Origin of the sequence: Bradyrhizobium sp. 2TAF36 (genome assembly GCF_052114925.1) — a bacterium.
Lineage (GTDB): Bacteria > Pseudomonadota > Alphaproteobacteria > Rhizobiales > Xanthobacteraceae > Bradyrhizobium > Bradyrhizobium barranii.
Window position 1 is genome coordinate 1 of the sequence record NZ_JBFRFR010000003.1, and the last position, 15,772, is coordinate 15,772.

A 15,772-nucleotide genomic window follows, 5' to 3' on the forward strand; every position below is an offset into this window, starting at 1 on the left:
CCACCAAACAAATCCCTCCCGGTGATGGCGCATTCAGCGGCGCTCTTCGTCCGTTCCTGTCGGGCGATCCTAGTACGGCCGTGCCGGTGAGGCCATGCAGCTATTGGTCTCGACCGGCGCCGCGCCACTCTTGCTCCCGGTCGGGATCAAAAGCCGCATCGCCCAAGGTGGTCCTCAATAGGGGAAAGCGCTATTTTGAAATGTCTCCCGCCTGACAATTCTGCGACAAAGTTTTTTCAGGCGGGAGTGGCCTTCATCTTTCGTCGGATGGCGGTCGAAGCGATCGTGTTGCAGTGCAGCAGAGAGATTGGTTGGCGAACGGTGCGGCTGGCTTCGGCATCATGATTTCTGAGGATCAACTGAAGCGGGTCGCCGCCTGGTCGCGCGAGCTCACGGAAGCGGAGATCGAGGTCGCTCGCGCCGGAATCACGGAACGGTCCTACCGCACCGGTGAGACCGTGTTCATGCGCGGCGATACGTTCGGCTATTGGGCGGGCATGGTGAGCGGCCTGGCACGGATGGGCGGGGTCTCACGCGACGGCAAGGAAACGAGCCTTGCGGGGCTGACGGCCGGGGCCTGGTTCGGCGAGGGCAGCGTGCTCAAGAACGAGCCGCGTCGCTACGACGTGGTCGCGCTGCGCGACAGCCGCGTCGCGCTGATGGAACGCAGCGCCTTCATGTGGCTGTTCGAGAACAGCGTCGGCTTCAACCGCTTCCTGGTGCGCCAGCTCAACGAGCGGCTCGGCCAGTTCATCGGCATGCTTGAGGTCAATCGCACGCTGGATGCCACCGCACGCCTCGCGCGCAGCATCGCCTCGCTGTTCAATCCGATCCTCTATCCCGAGTCGACCGCGCATCTGGAAATCACCCAGGAGGAGATCGGCGCGCTCTCGGGCATGTCACGGCAGAACGCCAACCGCGCCCTGAACCGTCTGGAGAAGGAAGGGCTGCTGCGGCTCGAATATGGCGGCGTCACCATTCTCGATGTCGAGCGGCTACGCGGCTACGGGGACTAGCGCGCGTTTGCGGGGGCGTGGACCGGCCAGAGGTCGGCGCGCCAGCGGACCGCGATCGCCAGCATCGCGATGAAGCCCGCGGCGGCGTAGAGCGAGCCCGTCGCGGAATAGCCGATGATGTCGATCAGGCTGCCGGCCGCGAGCAATCCGAGCGGCAGGCCGTAGATCACCATCATGCGCACGCCCATCACGCGGCCGCGCAGGTGTGCGCTCGCCGTCCGCATCAGGATCACGGCGGCTGATATCATCGACATGCTCTGGGCGATGCCGGCGAGAACGAGGCAGGCCATCGCCACCGGCATGGTCCTGATCTCGACGAACACCAGCAGCATGGCGTACCAGGCCAGCGTCGCGCCGATGAGAAGCCGGGCAATGCGCAGTCCGCTGACCAGGCTGAGCGTGATGGAGCCGATCAGCGAGCCCACGGCGAAGCTCGCCGAGAGATAGCCGAGGCCGGTCTGGTCGGTATGAAAGATGTCCCGCGCGATGTAGGGCAATAGTCCGCCGGTGAAGGGAAAGGCGGTGAGATTGGCCAGAAAGGCGACGCACAGCGCCGCGCGCATTCCCGGGCCGTTCCAGGCATAGACGATCCCTTCCTTGAGGTCGCCGAGCAATCGCGAGACCGCGTGGCTGTTCGCCGGAAGATCGCTCGTCGTGACGGTCCTTTTCGGCCGGGTCAGGCAGAGCATGAGAAGTGCGGCCGCGAGATACAGACAGGCGATCGCCACATAAACGAGGCCGATGCCGAGGACGGCGAACAGGCCTGCGCCCGTCAGCGCTCCGGCGATGCGGGCGCTGTCCTGGGTCGTGCGCGCAACGCTGATGGCGCCCACCAGTTGCTCGGCCGGCATGATCTCGGCAAGCAGCGCGCCGCGAACGCCGAGATCGGAGGGGCGGATCAGGCCCATGAGAGCGACGATGATCATCACGCTCAGCGGCGACAAATGACCGGTCAGCGCCAGGACCATGATGGTCGACGAGAGCGCCGTATAGGCAAGGCGCATCACGAACAGGAGATCGCGGTGACCCATCCGGTCGCCGATCATGCCGAGCACCGGCGCGACCAGGGTCCCGACGAACTGCAGCGACGCAAGCACGGTGAGCAGCAGCACGGAGCCCGTCTCGACCATGATGTACCAGCCGAGCACCAGCGTCTCCACTTCGAACGCCCACGAGGTGAGCAGATCGGACGGCCACTGGAAGCGATAGTTGCGGATGCGGAATGGCGCGAGTGCGGATGTGCTCAAGATGCGATGACGGGTTTCACGGCGATTCCCCCTTATTCTTGTTCTTCTGTTGGCAGGGTAGCCCCGGCCATGCCTCTGTCAATTGGCGCTACCGCATGCCGCCATGCTTGCCGACGATTTGCGGTGCGCCAGTGCGCCCGCAGCATCGCTTCGTCGCCTAGCCGATACGGAGCGGGTGATCAACCGCCGCTTGCTCTTCCCGTGTGACGAGCCCATGCTTGCCTGGTTCCTGGGCCCATTCGGCAGGTCCAGGAGCTCGCGCCATCGCGGCTTCCGCGAGGTCCTGACCCATGAACTGCTCTTGCTGTGGTTTAGAGGTCCAGAGCGGCTTTGCCTTCTGCCCGAAGTGCGGCACGAAGCAGCAGAACGCGTGCCCCGGCTGCGGCTTTCCATGCGCGCCGGATTTCGCCTATTGCCCGAAATGCGGCGCCTTCGTCGCTGAGGTCCCCACAGGCGGGCAGGCATCGGCGCGGACGAGCCCGACGACGCTCCCGATCCGGTCCTCCTCGCCGCCGCTCGTGCCGACAGAGGACGCTCAAGCCGCATTTCGAGCTCCGTCGGACAAGATCGACAGCGAGGCGAACCGCCGCACCATCACCGTGCTGTTTGCCGACCTCAGCGGCTTCACTGCGATGAGCGAGCGGCTCGACCCCGAGGTCATGCAGACGCTTCAAAACGAATTGTTCGAGGAGTTGACGGCCGCGGTGCAAAGTTTTGGCGGCTTCGTGGACAAATTCATCGGCGATGCGCTGCTGGCTCTGTTTGGTGCGCCGGCGGCGCATGAGGACGACCCGGAGCGGGCGGTGCGCGCTGCCCTCGACATGATCGGCCGGACGGCACGCCTCAGCGTACGCGCGGAGGCGTATGCCGGTTCACCGCTGCTGCTCCATGTCGGCATCAACACCGGACACGTCGTCGCGGGCGGGCTCGGTGCGGGTGTTTCCAAATCCTATTCGGTGACCGGCGACACGGTGAATACCGCCCAGCGGCTACAATCGATGGCGGCTCCGAGCGAGGTGCTGGTCGGGCCGTTGACCCACCGCCTGACGCGGCATGCGTTCTCCTATGACTCGCTTGGCGAGGTCTCGCTCAAGGGCAAGATGGGCAGCGTGCTGGTCCACCGTCTGAAGGAGCCGCTCGACACGCCCCGTGCGGCGCGCGGTCTCGACACGCTGGGGCTCAATGCGCCGTTGATCGGGCGCGACGCCGAGCTTGCGCGCCTGATCGGCAGCCTTGATCGCGCGTGCGGCGGCGCGGCTCAACTCGTGCGGCTGGTCGGTGAAGCCGGCATCGGGAAAACGCGCCTGGTCAGCGAATTCGTCGCGCGCATCCGCGACCAGGATCGATTCGCCGGCGTGGCGATCCGGCACGCGGCGTGCTCGCCGCTCGGCGAACAATCCTACGGCACTCTCGCTGCCGTGCTGCGCAGCGCCTATGGCATCGCGCAGAAGGCGGGCGCCGCAGAGGCGGAGGCAAAGGTCGCCGAAGCGCTGTCGGAGCTTGGCCTCGCGACCGACGAGGCCGACCGCCTGATGCCCCTCTATCTGCACGTCCTCGGCCTCGGCGACCCCAACGCCGCGCTCAGGCATGTCGAGCCCGAACAGCTGCGCCGGCAGATATTCTTCGCGATTCGCACCGTCTTCGAACGCCGCCTGGCACTGTCGCCGCTGCTGATCATCGTCGAGGATCTGCATTGGGCCGACGCGGTGTCGCTTGAAGCGTTGCGGTTCCTGATGGACCGGCTGGAGCGGACGCGGCTGATGCTGCTGTTTACGCATCGGCCGATGCTGGAACTGGACCAGTTCGGTTCGAGCAGGATCAGTCACACAACCCTTCGGCTGCCCCCGCTTGGCCACGCCGACGGACAAAGGCTGCTCGCGGCCTATTTCAGTCACGGTTGGCGTGAACCGCCGGGAGTTCTGTTCGGTCGAATCCTCGATCGCGCCGGCGGCAATCCGCTTTTCCTCGAGGAGATCATACGCGGCCTGATCGAAGCCGGCACCCTGGAGCGCGACGGCGCGCAGTGGCGGATGAAATCGGATGAAGCGGCCGCCGAAATTCCGGCAAGTATTCAGGCGTTGTTGCTGGCGCGTCTCGACCGCTTGCCGCATCAGGTGCGCCGCCTGGCACAGGAAGCCGCCGTGATCGGCCCGCGGTTTGATGCGGCTGCTCTCGGTGCGGCGGCAACCGAGCCGGCAAGGGTTGAAGCAGGGCTCGAACTTCTGTGCGACGCGGAGATCATCGAGGAGATCGCGGGCGCGAACTCGATTTCGCTGCGGACCTACCGCTTCACGCAAACCATGCTTCAGGACGTGATCTATCAAAACCTGCTTCTGCAGCGTCGGATCGAGCTTCATGGGCGGATTGGTGGGGCGCTCGAGAGGCTCTATGGCGATGAGCCCGAGCGCCTCGAAGATCTCATCCTGCTCGGACATCACTTCAGTCTGAGCGCGAGCAAGCCGAAAGGCGCGCGCTATCTGCGCGCAGCCGGCGATCGCGCACGCGCCAGCTACGCCAACGACGATGCCATCCGTCTCTACCAACAGGCCCTCGCCGTGCTGTTGACCGGCGGCGAACGGGAGCCGGAACGTCTGGTCCTGTACGAGCGGATTGCGGACCTCTGTGCCGCGGCTGGCCGCCGGAACACGGCCGAGGAGCACTATCAGAGCGCTTTGGAGGGGCACCGCACGATCCAGGACCGGATCGGCGAAGCGCGAATTCTTCGCAGGCTTGGCCGATTGCTGTGGGACGCCGGCAAGCGGATCAAGGCAGAGACGCAATACGCCGAGGCGGCCAACCTGCTTGGAGGGACCGACGCGCCTATCGAGTGGGCGCATCTCCTGCAGGAGCGCGGCCGTCTCGCCTTTCGGACCGGCGATCACGTGGCCGCCGCAAGATGGGCAGACGAGGCGCTCGGCTATGCACGGTCCGTCCCCGCGGACGTGGACGAGCAGGGCGGGCTCGAGGCGGCGCGTGCCATTACGGAGGCCCTCAACACCAAGGGCGTTGCGCTGGCGCGGCTTGGACGACACGAGGAGGCGGTGCGCGAGGTGGAGCAAAGTGTTGCAGCCGCCGAAACCGCCGGCCTCCTCAACGTAGCCTGCCGCGGCTACACCAATCTCGGTGTGCTCTACACGATCGTCGACCCGGCGAAAGCCGTGGAGGTCTGCCGGCGTGGACTCGATGTCGCGCGTCGGATCGGGGATCTTGGCTTCCAGGCGCGTCTTCTCGCCAATTTTGCCGTTGCCTGTTGCACCTTCACGGACAGATGTACCGAGGAAGGGGTGCCGGCCGCCGAAAAGGCGATCGAAATCGACCGTGCGCTCGATCAGCGCGAGCATCTCTCCGTGCCCCTGATCGTTCTCGGGCAAATCCATCAATGCCATTTCCGCCCCGATCTGGCCGCCCTCTGCTACAATGAGGCAATCGAGGTGGCGAACGAAACCGGCGAACCGCAGCAGCTGTTTCCATGCTATGATGGTCTCGCCACGCTGAGCCTTGATCGAGGCGACATGCCCGAGGCCGACCGATATTTCGCGCTGGCCCATGATGTCTGCGCCCGCCATGGGCTTGATCCCGCCGGGCTGATCGTACTGCCATTTCTTGACTAGGTCATATGAAGGAGTTCAACCATGCCAGAACTTCATGTCGACGGACCGCTTCAGCCGGGCGATCGCGCGCCGAACATCGTGCTGGACGCCATCACACGCGATGGAACGATCGCGCTCCAGGATTTTCGCGGGCATAGCCCGATATTGATCGGCTTGTTTCGCGGGCTGCACTGCCCGTTCTGTCGGCGCCATATCGCTGCACAAGCGCAACTTGACGCAGCCCTGCGCGACAAGGGCGTCGAAAGTCTCACGGTCGTGAATACGCCCATCGAACGCGCGCGGCTCTACTTCCGCTATCATCCCTTGCCCAATCTGCTCGCCGCGTCCGACCCCGAGCGGGTCTCGCACCGCGCGTTCGGCCTGCCCACTATCGAGTTTACGGAGAACGAAACCGAGTGGCCGCGCAAGGTGGGTATGAACGTCGTCAAGAGCATGCAGGTGGATGTGCCCGGCGAAACGTCGGGGTCGATGAATCGGTTGGCGGCTGCTGAGTACCTCAACAGCAAGGACGGCTACGAGATGATGGAGGCCGATCAGCGCATGGCGGCAACGGGCCAGGGCCAGCTGTTCGGCCAGTTCCTGCTCGATCGCGAGGGGATCGTGCGCTGGACCTTTACCGAGGTTCCTGAAGGCGGCCACCGCATGTTCGGGGCTCCGAGCCCGCAGGAGTTGATGTCGGCCGCATCGCAGGTGGCGAGCTAGGCATCGTCGCCTGGTTGGCGCTGCAAATGCTGCGCTCAACGTGCCGCAATCCGCGGCTTCCTCTCCGCGGGCGTTGTCGCCGTTGCGGATATCGATGGCCGCGTGAACTGCGCATCAGTCTGAGGCGCAGCCATTCCTGTTCATGACGTTGCAATGACGGAGGCGCACAATGACCAACATCCAGGAGCGGCTCCTGGAAAGTAAGATGACCGAGATTGAGCAGGCCCGATCCTGGAGCCCACGCGTGATCTCGAAATTTGAGACGCTCATCAGGAGCGGTGACGATCTGTCCCTCTACCGGATCAATCCCCTGACGTTCGCGCGTGATCGCGGCATTGCCGAGGCGGATAGCATCGATCTGTTTTTGCATGCCACAAGAAACGGGTTGTTCGAGATGAGCTGGGACGTTGTTTGTCCCCAATCCGGCATGGTGCTCGACAGCTTTGGCGCTCTGCGCACCCTGAAGACCCATTACGTGTGCGGTCTGTGCGACGTCAGCGGCGAAACCGACCTCGACGATTTCATTGAGGTTACGTTTACGGTCTCGCCGCAGCTCCGGCGGCTTCCATTTCATGATCCTCATTTCCTCTCGGTCGAGGATTTCCACTGGAAACTTCGTTTCTCGGGCGACGCGCGCATGCCCGGCCAGCCGATCCGATTTCTCGATTTCCTGCATGGATTGGTTCGCGGACTTGCGTTCTTGCCACCGGGTTCGACCACCACTCTTCGCGCCGATCTCGGTCCCGGTGCTCTAGCTGGCGTCAACATTCAAACGCAGGCTGCGTTCGCGGTCTCGGTCACAGGCGAACCCGTAACCGCGCCGACCGTCTTGCGAGTTGGATATGATGGACGGCGCTTTTCGCCGTCGCTGTCCGCCGTTCCGCCTGGCCCCATTGTGATCGACGTGGAGAACTTCGGCGCAGTGCGTGGGTCATTACTCCTGATCAATTGGCCGCCCGAGATTCTGGCTCAGTCGACCAAGCCTGCGCTCGAGTTCGAACCGTATATGTCCGGCGGCATGTTACTCGCGCGGCAAACCTTCCGCCGCCTGTTCCGCTCGGAACGCGTCGATGAGCGGGAAGGGCTCGGCATCCGGCAGGTGACCTTGCTGTTCACGGATCTCAAGGGGTCGACCGCGATGTACGAGCGTCTCGGCGATCTGAATGCCTATGCCCTGGTCCGCGAGCATTTTGCCTTGCTGGGAGCGACCGTCCAGGAGCATTCCGGCGCCATCGTCAAGACGATCGGGGACGCCGTGATGGCAGTCTTCTCCCGCCCGACCGACGCGGTCTCCGCGGCGTTGCATATGCTCCGGGAAACAGAACGCTACAATGGCGAGCATGGTGAGCCGAGCATCATCCTGAAGATTGGAGCACATTGTGGTCCGTCGATTGCCGTGACCCTCAACGAGAATCTAGACTACTTTGGGCAGACCGTGAATGTTGCGGCGCGCGTGCAATCGTTGGCCGATGCCGGCGAAATCTGTCTCTCGGAAGCGCTTTATTCCGCGCCAGGCGTCAGCGGTCTCCTCGTCGGTCACGCCGTCGCTGAGTTTGATGCACCTCTCCGCGGCGTCGAAGGAAATGCATGCGTGTATCGTGTCGTGCGTAGATAGAATCCTGCTCCGGCATGACTCTGCCGAAGATCTTCACTTCACCGGCACTTTCGGCTTCTTCTCCTCCAGCGCCACGGCTATCGCCGAGATCAACGGGCGCATGAAATAGTGGTCTTCCGCCGGTGCGATGTCCGTGCGTAGGCCATGCGCGGCGAGCTCCCCCGACACCGCAGGGCCCACCGACGCGATCAGCGTCCGCTCCAACCCTGCGCGCAACTTCGCCTCGCTGCCATGTGCCTTCGCGGTCTCCACGAGGCGGCGGACCTGGCCAAGATTGGTCAGCGCGATGGAATCGATCCGCCCCTCGGCCATGTCGTCGATGGCGGCGACGATGTTGCCATCCGCTGCCTTGGAATCGTAGGCATAAGGCAGCACTGTATCGACATCGGCGCCTTGCGCGGCAAGTGCGCCGGTCAGTATGCTGTGGTCCTTGTCCGGATAAAGCTGAAGGCCGACGCGTCGCCCCTTCAGATCGAGCCTGCCCAACATTTCGATCACGCCCTCGGTGGTCGGCTTCTCCGTGGTCTGCTGCGCATCGAGGGAGATCTCGCGCAACGCCTTGCCGGGCTTCGGGCCGCGGGTGAATTTTCGCGATTTGGCGAGGGCAGCGACCAGAGCCTGGTCCAGACCACGGGTCCGCGCGAGCTTCATGATCCGCCGCAGGCCTTCGCCCGTCATCAGCACGAGGTCGTCAAAGGGCTGGTCGATGGCGCGGTGGATCCAGGCCTCGACCGGGGCGGGATCGGGCGCGTCGTGAATGGTGAACATCGGGCACTGCACGACATCGGCACCTTGCTCAGCCAGAAGCTTTGAAAACTGCGCCTCCTCGCGCGTCTCCAGGATCAGGATGCGGTAGCCGTTCAAGCGGTCGGCCATGGGTGTGCTCCGGCGGTAAATTGCAATGGTCCGTTCATCCTGACTCCGCGCTTTGTGTAGAAGCAAGTCTTGGGATCAACTCTTGGGATTGGCGCAAGGGCGAGGTCGGTGATAGAGCAGGGCGCAAATCGCGGGTCGTTCCGCAGTCGTTGCCCAAACCTTCATCAAGAGCCATGCCCAATCATCAATATGTCCTGACCCTGTCCTGTCCGGATCGTCCCGGCATCGTCTCGGCGGTGTCGACCTTCCTGGCCCACAACGGACAGAACATTCTCGATGCCCAGCAGTTCGACGACGTCGAGACTAAAAAGTTCTTCATGCGCGTGGTGTTCACCGCGGCCGATCTCGCCGTGGAGTTGTCGGCGCTCCAGACCGGCTTTGCCGCGATCGCGGAGCGTTTCGGGATGGAATGGCAGATGCGCGACCGTGCCGCGCATCGCAAGGTGATGCTGCTGGTGTCGAAATCCGACCATTGCCTGGTCGACATCCTCTATCGCTGGCGCACCGGCGAGCTGCCGATGGTCCCGACCGCGATCGTCTCCAACCATCCGCGCGAGGTCTATGCCGGGCTCGACTTCGGCGGAATCCCGTTCCACCATCTGCCCGTCACCAAGGAGACCAAGCGCGTGCAGGAGGCGCAGATCCTCGATCTCGTCGCCGAGACACGAACCGATCTCGTCGTGCTCGCGCGCTACATGCAGATCCTGTCGGATGATCTTTCTGCCAAGCTTTCCGGCCGCTGCATCAACATCCACCACTCGTTCCTGCCGGGCTTCAAGGGCGCAAAGCCCTATCACCAGGCCCATGAGCGCGGCGTCAAGCTGATCGGCGCCACCGCCCATTACGTCACGCGCGACCTCGACGAAGGTCCGATCGTCGATCAGGACGTCGAGCGCATCAGCCACCGCGACACCCCGGAGGATCTCGTCCGTAAGGGCCGCGATATCGAGCGACGCGTGCTGGCCCGCGCGATCCGCTACCACCTCGACGACCGCGTCATCCTCAATGGCCGCAAGACCGTGGTGTTCATGGATTGATTGCCCGTCGTTCCGGAGCGCGCGACGCGCGAATCCGGAACCTCGAGATTCTCGGGTGCGCAATTGCGCACCATAGTTCGCCTCTGCGAGGCGTCCCGGAATGACAGCGAGATCATTGTTGTGCCTCAGCGCACCGCGCCGCCCGACGTGGACCCCGTCGCACCCTTCTGCGCCTGCTCTTCCTTCTCGCGATCCGCCGCCGGCAGCAGCCGCTTGCGTTCGCGCTCTTTCATGTAGGCGTCGTATTGCGGCGTGCCGGGCCGCGGCGGTGCGTCGGCCGGTAGGCCGCCGGCCCATTGCGGGACGTAATCGCCCATGCCGGTGGTGAGCTTTTCGTTGACGGTGCCGCAGCCGGACAGCCCCGCGGCGAGCGCAAAGAGGGTAAGGACGGAGCGGAAGGGCTTGAGCATTGTGCGCGCGCGAATTCAGTCAGGTTGGACGCCGGGTTAGGCTGGCGCGGGAGGAGTAGTCTTCAACAAGGTAAAATAGACTTATTCGAGGTAGGTAATTAGCTACCGATTTGCGCTGAACCGAAGACTCGCCGGTGTCCGAATTCTGCAAAAGAAAGACGAAATCCTCCATCCACGCGGCCGGCCGCTTTCTAGACTGTGCCAAGGGGCGCGCGACTAACTGGCTTGGTCGTCGGCGGGGCTTTTTCGTTGACAGGTCCATTTTATTTGTACAATCGTACAAATAGGAGTGACCAGGATGGCGATGCTCGGGTTACCCCGACGTAACCACGGCATCGCTCCTGTCGTCGGCAATCGGGACGCGCGGCTTGCGCCGAATGGTCGCCAAACGTCCGATTGACAATAAGGGCGCGAAAGACGCCATGTGGCGCGACATCGCGCGTGCGTGAGCCAAGGTTGAGCCAAGGACCGGGCACTCGGTCCGGCGCACAAGAGGTCAGGAATGAAGGGGAGGGACATCTGATGTTCGAACGGAAGACGTTTTCTTACAAGGTCTCTTGGACCGCAGCAGCGGCCGCCATCGCCGGCCTCGCGGCCATCGTGCCGGCCAAGGCCGAGGACACCGTCAAGGTCGGCCTGATCCTGCCGATGACCGGCGGCCAGGCCTCGACCGGCAAGCAGATCGACAACGCGATCAAGCTCTACATGCAGCAGAAGGGCGACACCGTCGCCGGCAAGAAGATCGAGATCATCCTCAAGGACGACGCCGCGATTCCGGACAAGACCAAGACGGCCGCGCAGGAGCTGATCGTCAACGACAAGGTCAATTTCATCGCCGGCTTCGGCGTGACGCCGGCCGCGCTCGCGGCCGCGCCGCTCGCAACCCAGGCCAAGATCCCGGAAGTCGTGATGGCGGCCGGCACCTCCATCATCACCGAGCGCTCGCCCTACATCGTGCGCACCAGCTTCACGCTGGCGCAGTCGTCGACCATCATCGCCGACTGGGCAGTGAAGAACGGCATCAAGAAGGTGGCGACGCTCACCTCCGACTACGCGCCGGGCAACGACGCGCTGAACTTCTTCAAGCAGAATTTCACCGCCGGCGGCGGTGAGGTGGTCGAAGAGGTGAAGACGCCGCTCGCAAATCCCGATTTCGCGCCGTTCCTCCAGCGCATGAAGGACGCCAAGCCCGACGCGATCTTCGTGTTCGTGCCGGCCGGCCAGGGCGGCAACTTCATGAAGCAGTATTCCGAGCGTGGCCTCGACAAGGCCGGCATCAGGGTGATCGGACCGGGCGACGTCACCGACGACGACCTGCTCAACAACATGGGCGACGCCGTGCTCGGCACGGTCACCGCGCATTTGTATTCCGCGGCGCATCCCTCGCAGATGAACAAGGATTTCGTCGCGGCCTACAAGAAGGCCTTCGGCAACCGCCCGGGCTTCATGGCCGTGAGCGGCTATGACGGCATCCACCTCATCTACGAGGCGCTGAAGAAGACCAACGGCGACACCGATGGCACCAAGCTGGTCGAAGCCATGAAGGGCCAGAAGTGGGAAAGCCCGCGCGGCCCGATCTCGATCGACCCCGAGACCCGCGACATCGTGCAGAACATCTACATCCGCAAAGTCGAGAAGGTCGACGGCGAGCTCTACAATGTCGAGTTCGCGACCTTCGAAGCCGTCAAGGATCTCGGCAAGACCAAGAAGTGACCCGCGAAAGCGGGGCATCCCGGGGCGCGCATTAGCGCGAACCCGGGATCTCGTGAGCTACACTCTGCGTCATGCCCGGGCTTGTCCCGGGCGTCCACGCAAAGCCCGGACAAGAACGTGGATGGCCGGGACAAGCCCGGCCATGACGATAACTCCAAGCTGAGACGATGACCTCTATCCTCACCAACCTGTTCGATGGCGTTGCCTACGGCATGCTGCTGTTCGTGCTCGCTTGCGGGCTTGCGGTCACGCTCGGCCTGATGAACTTCGTCAACCTCGCCCACGGCGCCTTCGCCATGGCCGGCGGCTATGTCTGCATGGTCCTGGTCAATCGGATGGGCTGGCCGTTCTTCGCCGCGCTGCCGCTCGCCTTCGTCTCGTCGGCTGCGATCGGCATCGTGCTGGAGCGAACGCTCTACCGCCATCTCTATGCGCGCAGCCATCTCGACCAGGTGCTGTTCACGATCGGTCTCACGTTCATGTCGGTCGCGGCCGTCGACTACATCCAGGGGTCGTCGCGCGTCTTCATCAACTTGCCGGCTGCGCTCCAGGGCCAGTTCGACGTGTTCGGCGTCGGCATCGGCCGCTACCGGTTGATGATCATCGTGATCTGCGGCCTGCTCACCATTGCTCTCCAGATGGTACTGGCCAAGACCCGGTTCGGCAGCCGGCTGCGCGCCGCGGTCGATGATCCCCGTGCCGCGAGCGGCCTCGGCATCAACGTGCCGCAGGTGTTCGCCTTCACCTTCGCTTTCGGTTGCGGGCTCGCCGGCCTCGGCGGCGCGCTGAGCGCCGAGATCCTCGGCCTCGATCCGTATTTCCCGCTGAAGTTCATGATCTACTTCCTGATCGTGGTCACCGTCGGCGGCTCGTCCTCGATCACCGGGCCGTTCCTGGCCTCGCTCCTGCTCGGCATCGGCGACGTCGCCGGCAAATATTACGTGCCGAAGATGGGCCCCTTCGTGATCTACACCATGATGATCGTGATCCTGATCTGGCGCCCGAACGGCCTGTTCGGCCGCACGGCCGCGCGTTGAGGCCGCCGATGAGCGCTTCCTCCGACGTCGGTTATCACGCCCAGCGCCAGGCGCGCTGGCACTATGGCGAAGTCGCCTTCTGGCTGGTCGTGCTGGCCTGCGGCTTCGCATTTCCCACGCGCTATCTGATCATGACCGACATCCTGCGGCTGGCGCTGTTTGCGATGTCGCTGGATCTCATCCTTGGTTATGCCGGCATCGTCTCGCTCGGCCACGCCGCCTTCTTCGGCGTCGGCGCCTACGCCGCGGGGCTTCTCGCCTTGCATGGCATCATCAACGAGCCCGTGCTCGCGCTGATCGTCGCCGGCCTTGCCGCGATGGTGCTGGGTTTCGCCACCAGCTTCCTGGTGATCCGCGGCGTCGATCTGACCCGGCTGATGGTCACGCTCGGCATCGCGCTGCTGCTTGAAGCGCTCGCCGAGCGCTTCTCTAACATCACCGGCGGCACCGACGGCCTTCAGGGCATCGAGATGCAGCCGATCTTCGGCGAGATTGCGTTCGACATGTTCGGCAAGACCGGCTTTTTCTACTCGCTGGCGGTGCTGTTCCTGTTGTTCCTGTTCGCCCGCCGCGTCGTGCATTCGCCGTTCGGCCTGTCGCTGCGCGCGATCAAGAACAATCCGCTGCGCGCCGCCGCCATCGGCATCCCCGTCAACCGCCGCCTGATCGCGATCTACACGCTCGCGGCGTTCTATGCCGGCATCGCGGGCGCGCTGTTCACCCAGACCACGGCGATCGCCTCCCTCGACGTGTTCGCCTTCGAGCGTTCGGCCGATTTGATGCTGGTGCTCGTGATTGGCGGAACCGGATATCTCTATGGCGGGCTGGTCGGTGCGGTGGTGTTCCGTATGCTCCAGGAATTGTTCTCCACCATCACCCCGCAATATTGGCAGTTCTGGATCGGTCTCGTGCTGGTCGTGATCGTGCTGGTCGGCCGCCAGCGCCTGCATCGCTGGGTGCTGTACGTGCCGAACCTGGTCATCAAGCAGGTTGCCGGACGCAAGGCCGTCGTTGCCGTGCCGGAGAGCGACGCATGACCATCGCGCTCGAAACCCAAAATCTCGAAAAGCAGTTCGGCGGTCTGCGCGTGACGCGGGACCTGTCGCTCAAGATCGAGCAGGGCGCCCGCCACGCGCTGATCGGCCCGAACGGCGCCGGCAAGACCACTGTGATCAACCAGCTCACCGGCGTGCTCAAGCCGAACTCGGGCCGGATCCTGCTCGAAGGCCAGGACATCACGGATTTGCCGGTGCACAAGCGCGTGCTGCGCGGCCTGTCGCGCACCTTCCAGATCAACCAGCTCTATCCCGACCTGACCCCGCTCGAGACCATCGGCCTCGCCGTCTCCGAGCGCCTCGGCCATGGCGGCGACTGGTGGCGGCGGATGGGCACGCGGGGCGACGTCAACGGCGAGATCGCCGATCTCCTGAGGCGCTTCCATCTGCTCGACGTCATGAACGAAGAGACCGTGACGCTGCCTTACGGCAAGCAACGCCTGCTCGAGATCGCGGTCGCGATCGCCGCCAAGCCGCGCGTGCTGCTGCTCGACGAGCCCGCCGCCGGCGTGCCCGAGAGCGAACGCCACGACATTCTCGCCGTCGTAGGCAGCCTGCCGCGCGACGTCACCGTGCTGCTGATCGAGCACGACATGGACCTCGTCTTTTCCTTCGCCGACCGCATCTCGGTATTGGTCTCGGGCGCGCTGCTCACCGAAGGTCCGCCCGACGTGGTCGCGCGCGACCCGCAGGTCAAGGCCGTCTATCTCGGCGAGGAGGCGGTCAATGTCTGACCTGCTCGCAATCGACGCACTTCGCGCCGGCTATGGCGAGGCGGTGGTGCTGCCCAACATGTCCCTGCGCCTCGCCGAGGGGCAGGTGCTCGCGTTGCTGGGCCGCAACGGCACCGGCAAGACCACGCTGATCAACTCCATCGTCGGTGTCACCCGCCGTTTCTCCGGTTCTGTCGCGCTGGCCGGCACCGATGTCACGAGCTTGCGGCCCGATCAGCGGGCGCGGGCCGGCATTGGCTGGGTGCCGCAGGAGCGCAACATCTTCCGCTCGCTGACGGTGGAAGAGAACATGACCGCGGTGGCGCAGCCCGGCCCCTGGACGGTCGAGAGGGTCTACGAGATGTTCCCGCGGCTGAAGGAGCGGCGGAGCAATTTTGGCAACCAGCTCTCCGGCGGCGAGCAGCAGATGCTGGCGATCGGCCGGGCGCTGACCCTCAACCCGAAGGTTCTGCTGCTGGACGAGCCGACCGAGGGCCTCGCCCCCATCATCGTCGAGGAGCTTCTGAAGGCGATCGGCGCCATCACCCGGGCGGGCGGCATCTGCTCGATCATCGTCGAGCAGAACGCGCAAAAGATTCTGGGGCTCGCCGACCGTGTTGTGATATTGGAGCGCGGAACGATCGTCCACGACGCCCCGAGCGCCGCGCTGAAGGCCGACCCGTCGGTCCTCGAGCGCCACCTCGGCGTCGCAGGGGCGGCGGCCCACTAAAATATCCCGG

The 15,772-nt window shown here is 64.2% G+C and carries 13 protein-coding genes; 10 read left to right on the forward strand and 3 right to left on the reverse strand.

The annotated features are described in order from the left end of the window. Positions 1 to 341: 341 nt before the first annotated feature. Positions 342 to 1,016: a Crp/Fnr family transcriptional regulator gene (locus AB4Z51_RS01990; RefSeq protein WP_028160237.1), complete on the forward strand. Its 675-nt coding sequence runs from the start codon at positions 342 to 344 to the stop codon at positions 1,014 to 1,016. Here AB4Z51_RS01990 and AB4Z51_RS01995 read toward each other — a convergent pair. Further along, positions 1,013 to 2,263 carry an MFS transporter gene (locus AB4Z51_RS01995; RefSeq protein ID WP_441496922.1) on the reverse strand — a complete coding sequence of 417 codons (1,251 nt, stop codon included), beginning with the start codon at positions 2,261 to 2,263 and terminating at the stop codon, positions 1,013 to 1,015. The genes AB4Z51_RS01990 and AB4Z51_RS01995 overlap by 4 nt on opposite strands. A gap of 290 nt (positions 2,264 to 2,553) precedes the next feature. Between AB4Z51_RS01995 and AB4Z51_RS02000 the strand changes: the two genes are divergently transcribed. The 3 genes from AB4Z51_RS02000 to AB4Z51_RS02010 all read left to right on the forward strand — a co-directional run bounded on the left by AB4Z51_RS02000 (position 2,554) and on the right by AB4Z51_RS02010 (position 8,191). Continuing rightward, positions 2,554 to 5,874: an adenylate/guanylate cyclase domain-containing protein gene (locus AB4Z51_RS02000; protein ID WP_441496923.1), complete on the forward strand. Its 3,321-nt coding sequence runs from the start codon at positions 2,554 to 2,556 to the stop codon at positions 5,872 to 5,874. Between the two features lie 21 nt (positions 5,875 to 5,895). Further along, positions 5,896 to 6,576 carry a redoxin family protein gene (locus AB4Z51_RS02005; RefSeq protein WP_441496924.1) on the forward strand — a complete coding sequence of 227 codons (681 nt, stop codon included), beginning with the start codon at positions 5,896 to 5,898 and terminating at the stop codon, positions 6,574 to 6,576. Between the two features lie 169 nt (positions 6,577 to 6,745). Then, complete coding sequence (locus AB4Z51_RS02010; RefSeq protein WP_441496925.1) at positions 6,746 to 8,191, forward strand: DUF5939 domain-containing protein; 1,446 nt, start codon at positions 6,746 to 6,748, stop codon at positions 8,189 to 8,191. Positions 8,192 to 8,224: 33 nt separating this feature from the next. On the opposite strand, the gene AB4Z51_RS02015 is transcribed toward AB4Z51_RS02010, so the two are convergent. Then, positions 8,225 to 9,067 (reverse strand): uroporphyrinogen-III synthase, encoded by an 843-nt coding sequence (locus tag AB4Z51_RS02015; RefSeq protein ID WP_441496926.1) that lies wholly within the window; start codon positions 9,065 to 9,067, stop codon positions 8,225 to 8,227. 173 nt (positions 9,068 to 9,240) lie between these two features. Between AB4Z51_RS02015 and purU the strand changes: the two genes are divergently transcribed. Continuing rightward, a complete protein-coding gene (gene purU, locus AB4Z51_RS02020; RefSeq protein WP_441496927.1) occupies positions 9,241 to 10,104 on the forward strand; it encodes a formyltetrahydrofolate deformylase in 864 nt (287 codons plus the stop codon). Between the two features lie 125 nt (positions 10,105 to 10,229). Here the strand turns inward: purU and AB4Z51_RS02025 are convergent, their stop codons facing one another. Continuing rightward, complete coding sequence (locus AB4Z51_RS02025) at positions 10,230 to 10,514, reverse strand: hypothetical protein (protein WP_441496928.1); 285 nt, start codon at positions 10,512 to 10,514, stop codon at positions 10,230 to 10,232. Positions 10,515 to 11,036: 522 nt separating this feature from the next. Between AB4Z51_RS02025 and AB4Z51_RS02030 the strand changes: the two genes are divergently transcribed. From AB4Z51_RS02030 to AB4Z51_RS02050, 5 genes are all read left to right on the forward strand, one after another. Then, on the forward strand, positions 11,037 to 12,227 hold the full coding sequence (locus AB4Z51_RS02030) for an ABC transporter substrate-binding protein (protein ID WP_441496929.1): 1,191 nt from the start codon (positions 11,037 to 11,039) through the stop codon (positions 12,225 to 12,227). A gap of 167 nt (positions 12,228 to 12,394) precedes the next feature. After that, positions 12,395 to 13,264 (forward strand): branched-chain amino acid ABC transporter permease, encoded by an 870-nt coding sequence (locus AB4Z51_RS02035; protein ID WP_283017111.1) that lies wholly within the window; start codon positions 12,395 to 12,397, stop codon positions 13,262 to 13,264. An 8-nt stretch (positions 13,265 to 13,272) separates the two neighbouring features. Beyond that, a complete protein-coding gene (locus AB4Z51_RS02040; RefSeq protein ID WP_135214496.1) occupies positions 13,273 to 14,301 on the forward strand; it encodes a branched-chain amino acid ABC transporter permease in 1,029 nt (342 codons plus the stop codon). Further along, complete coding sequence (locus tag AB4Z51_RS02045) at positions 14,298 to 15,053, forward strand: ABC transporter ATP-binding protein (protein ID WP_135214497.1); 756 nt, start codon at positions 14,298 to 14,300, stop codon at positions 15,051 to 15,053. The genes AB4Z51_RS02040 and AB4Z51_RS02045 overlap by 4 nt, the downstream gene beginning before the upstream one ends. Further along, positions 15,046 to 15,762: an ABC transporter ATP-binding protein gene (locus AB4Z51_RS02050; RefSeq protein ID WP_071912048.1), complete on the forward strand. Its 717-nt coding sequence runs from the start codon at positions 15,046 to 15,048 to the stop codon at positions 15,760 to 15,762. Before AB4Z51_RS02045 ends, AB4Z51_RS02050 begins: the two co-directional genes overlap by 8 nt. Positions 15,763 to 15,772: the final 10 nt, after the last annotated feature.

Excerpts from the sequence above, each read along its gene's own strand:
- AB4Z51_RS01990 (WP_028160237.1), top strand. The coding sequence starts at position 342 with ATGATTTCTGAGGATCAACTGAAGCGGGTCGCCGCCTGGTCGCGCGAG.
- AB4Z51_RS02000 (WP_441496923.1), top strand. The coding sequence starts at position 2,554 with ATGAACTGCTCTTGCTGTGGTTTAGAGGTCCAGAGCGGCTTTGCCTTC.
- AB4Z51_RS02005 (WP_441496924.1), top strand. The coding sequence starts at position 5,896 with ATGCCAGAACTTCATGTCGACGGACCGCTTCAGCCGGGCGATCGCGCG.
- AB4Z51_RS02010 (WP_441496925.1), top strand. The coding sequence starts at position 6,746 with ATGACCAACATCCAGGAGCGGCTCCTGGAAAGTAAGATGACCGAGATT.
- AB4Z51_RS02015 (WP_441496926.1), bottom strand. The coding sequence starts at position 9,067 with ATGGCCGACCGCTTGAACGGCTACCGCATCCTGATCCTGGAGACGCGC.
- purU (WP_441496927.1), top strand. The coding sequence starts at position 9,241 with ATGCCCAATCATCAATATGTCCTGACCCTGTCCTGTCCGGATCGTCCC.
- AB4Z51_RS02025 (WP_441496928.1), bottom strand. The coding sequence starts at position 10,514 with ATGCTCAAGCCCTTCCGCTCCGTCCTTACCCTCTTTGCGCTCGCCGCG.
- AB4Z51_RS02030 (WP_441496929.1), top strand. The coding sequence starts at position 11,037 with ATGTTCGAACGGAAGACGTTTTCTTACAAGGTCTCTTGGACCGCAGCA.
- AB4Z51_RS02035 (WP_283017111.1), top strand. The coding sequence starts at position 12,395 with ATGACCTCTATCCTCACCAACCTGTTCGATGGCGTTGCCTACGGCATG.
- AB4Z51_RS02040 (WP_135214496.1), top strand. The coding sequence starts at position 13,273 with ATGAGCGCTTCCTCCGACGTCGGTTATCACGCCCAGCGCCAGGCGCGC.
- AB4Z51_RS02045 (WP_135214497.1), top strand. The coding sequence starts at position 14,298 with ATGACCATCGCGCTCGAAACCCAAAATCTCGAAAAGCAGTTCGGCGGT.
- AB4Z51_RS02050 (WP_071912048.1), top strand. The coding sequence starts at position 15,046 with ATGTCTGACCTGCTCGCAATCGACGCACTTCGCGCCGGCTATGGCGAG.